Genomic DNA, 3,105 nt, shown 5'->3' on the forward strand with positions numbered 1-3,105 from the left:
GAGTTTATTATTCTTACGCAAAAATTCTTGGATGGCGCAGGGCTGTCGATAAGATGTTCGATATTTTGGTGAGAGAAACCCAAAACAAAAAAGTGAATTTAGCCGTCATGAACGGTGAAGATGAAGAAGAGGCAAACGAATTCATCCTGAGGATAAAAGAATCGGGAATAAATGTAAATAAACTTTTTGTTGGGCAGATAAGTCCGGTGCTTGTAGTTCATACAGGCCCGGGCTTACTCGGAATATCATTCTATGAAGTCACCGAATATTGAAATATGAAATTGATCTTGACAAGCAGACTAAAAAGGTATAGAATAAAATCAAAGAGCAGTTGAAAGCGGAGGAGGCCTTAAAGATGAAAAAGAACAACATTGAAGAGTTGGCTGACAGAATCTGCAAGAAAGATATTGCTCATAGAGTCATGATAGAAAATCTTATAAAAGTTACGATATACGGTTCAAGGCTATGACAAAGCAGGGCTTTTTGCCCTGCTTTGTTAATTCTAAAAAGAAAGGTGAATTGAGATGAAAACTGTAAAAATAAATATCATTTTCCACAGTATTTATGGTCACATTTATCAACTTGCGCTCGCTGAAGCAGAAGGCGCTAAAGAAGCAGGGGCAGAGGTAATGATTTATCAGGTCGAAGAACTTTTACCGCCCAATATCATAGAGGCAATGCATGCGACGGAGGCAAAGAAAGCATTTGCACATGTTCCGGTGGCGACTTTAGATAATTTATCCGAAGCGGACGGTATTATCTTTGGCACTCCGACAAGGTTTGGAATGATGAGTGCGCAGATGAAAGAGTTTCTTGATTCGACAGGGCCTTTGTTTGCAAAGGGCGCACTTGCCGGCAAGGTTGGAAGTGTTTTTACTTCCACGCAAACCCAGCATGGTGGTCAAGAATCGACGATTTTGAATTTTCATACGGTGCTTTTGCATCACGGAATGATTTTGGTAGGTGTCCCTTACACCATACCTGAATTGAGTTATATGGACAAGATATCCGGAGGCAGTCCTTACGGTGCTTCGACGATAACAGGATCGGATGGAAGGTCAATAAGCGAGATCGAATTGAAGATAGCCCGTGCCCAGGGCAAAAGGGTTGCGGAAATAGCAAAAAAGTTATCTGTCTGATAAATTGATTCTGCCAGCAAATGCTGGCAGAATTTATATTTACAAAGTCTCATCTTTTCTTTTTCTTTGTATGTACATCTCTTTGTTGGCGAGATTCATCAAATCCCTTAGATCTTGAGCGTCGTCCGGATATATCGCCCATCCGATGCTGCAACTTAAATTCATTCTTTTATCAACGGAAGACAAGTTATCTTTTATTCTTTGCGTTACCGTGTTTAACTCCTCAGTCGTGTCAAAAAGCACATGGAACAAAAATTCATCTCCGCCCATTTTTGCGATGACATCTCCCCCTCTTATTATCGATCCGATTTTAGTTCCGATTTTTTTGAGCAGTTCATCTCCGAATTCATGGCCGAAGGTATCATTCCACCTTTTGAAATGGTCTATATCCATGAAGCCAATGGCTATTTTTTTGTGGCCGCGACTTGCGTACTTAATGGCATTTCTTGCAGATTGTTCGAAATACATCCTGTTCGGAAGGCCTGTGATGGGGTCATGAAGTCCAAGCCATTCCAATTTTTCGTCCTTCCTGTACCTTTCTATTGCCATTTCGACGTCCGACACGATCTGCTCGATCAACATCGTGAGGTCTTTGGTAAAGTAATCCGGATCCTGACTTCCCACCGTCAGGACGGCAACGGGGTTTCCTATGCCTTTTTCGAATATTGGCCAACTCGCAATTGATTTCAATCTTATCAGGTCAGGATATTTCCCCCAGTACGAAAGGTAAACCGGATCTGTTTCAGGATTAACCATGGCAGGTTTGCCATCTCTGAAACATTTAGATGTAACGATTTGACCTTCGGGAAATCTGTTCGGATCCGTCGATATTGTCTGCGAATTTTGTGGGTTCAAAAAGAATTTTGAGTCTTCACCGGAAGAAGAGATGGTTATCATCCATTCGGAATCTGAACTTGGAACGACTATTTTCACGTTATCCACTTTGCCTGTGTATTCGCTTATGATTTTTGTGATTTTGTTGTAAATCATGTCAGGCGGTGGATTGGTGATAAGCAATTTCCGAATTTCCATAAGGCCTTTTTCGTAATTTCTTATGTTTGAAAGTTCGTTTGAACGGTTATAATTTTCTATGAGAATTTTCAATGCTTTCGAAAGATCGATGAGCAAATCTTCAATTCTATCCGGAAATTTCTTTCCTTTTTCGTTGTACATCGAGATATTCCAGATTTTGCCGTCTGTTGTTTTGAAAGAGGTGTTGGCACTGCCGCCGAGGTTGAATTTATCTGCATTATCGGTGACAAATGGTTTTTCACTTGACATCGATATGCCGGCAGGCCCTTTGCCCTCGGGTATTATCGCGTTGAGCGATATTTTGAGATCGCGCGCGTAATCGGATGCAATGCCAGCGGCGGCGACAATTTTGATCCATTTGTCTTTTGGATCTGCCTTCCCTATCCATACAAGTGCCAAGCCTATGTTTTCGGCTATCGAAGAGGCAATTTGAAACAAAATCTTATCGAGTTCCATCATTTCATCGTATTCAATGCGAATTCTGCCTATTTCCGTGAGAGCCTTGTAAAATTTCTCGCGCGCTTCAAGACGCTTTTTTTGTAAATCTTGAAAACCGTTTATGTGGATGAACATCACATTTTCGATGCGCTTTCTGATTGCAGATTTCAAGATGATCTTATCTTTTTGATCAATGTCGAGAGATTCTATGCCATTTTGAATGTGATCGTAGTACATATCGTAAACCGCTATCAGATCATCCGGCGATATGCCAATTTTAGCATGCGTTTCGATCAGCGTTTCGACTGTCTTTTCATATTTGTCATCGGGAAAGATGATCTGGATGTAAATACGGCTAACGTCGTCTTTCATGCGATCGAGAGGGTACTTTTTGACGAGTTCTGAAAAGTTTTCTTTTTTACTTATCCATTCGTAAAATTCGGATGAAAAGCCGTCGACTCTTTTTGAAAGTTCAAAAGCATGCATATCAAGCAGT

Annotated in this window: 3 protein-coding genes; 2 read left to right on the forward strand and 1 reads right to left on the reverse strand. The window is 40.9% G+C overall.

Annotated elements, in window-relative coordinates; all coding sequences use genetic code 11:
• The coding region (locus ACP5NR_RS08635; RefSeq protein ID WP_428006346.1) for a DegV family protein at nucleotides 1-272 on the forward strand (272 nt) is incomplete at its 5' end.
• A 252-nt stretch (nucleotides 273-524) separates the two neighbouring features.
• Nucleotides 525-1,139 carry an NAD(P)H:quinone oxidoreductase gene (gene wrbA / locus ACP5NR_RS08640; RefSeq protein ID WP_428005670.1) on the forward strand — a complete coding sequence of 205 codons (615 nt, stop codon included), beginning with the start codon at nucleotides 525-527 and terminating at the stop codon, nucleotides 1,137-1,139.
• Nucleotides 1,140-1,178: 39 nt separating this feature from the next.
• On the opposite strand, the gene ACP5NR_RS08645 is transcribed toward wrbA, so the two are convergent.
• The coding region (locus tag ACP5NR_RS08645) for a diguanylate cyclase domain-containing protein (protein ID WP_428006347.1) at nucleotides 1,179-3,105 on the reverse strand (1,927 nt) is incomplete at its 5' end.

Source organism: Athalassotoga sp., from assembly GCF_049965695.1.
GTDB lineage: Bacteria > Thermotogota > Thermotogae > Mesoaciditogales > Mesoaciditogaceae > Athalassotoga.

Bases quoted from the DNA above. Each gene is read 5' to 3' on its own strand.
- wrbA (WP_428005670.1), top strand. From the start codon at position 525: ATGAAAACTGTAAAAATAAATATCATTTTCCACAGTATTTATGGTCAC.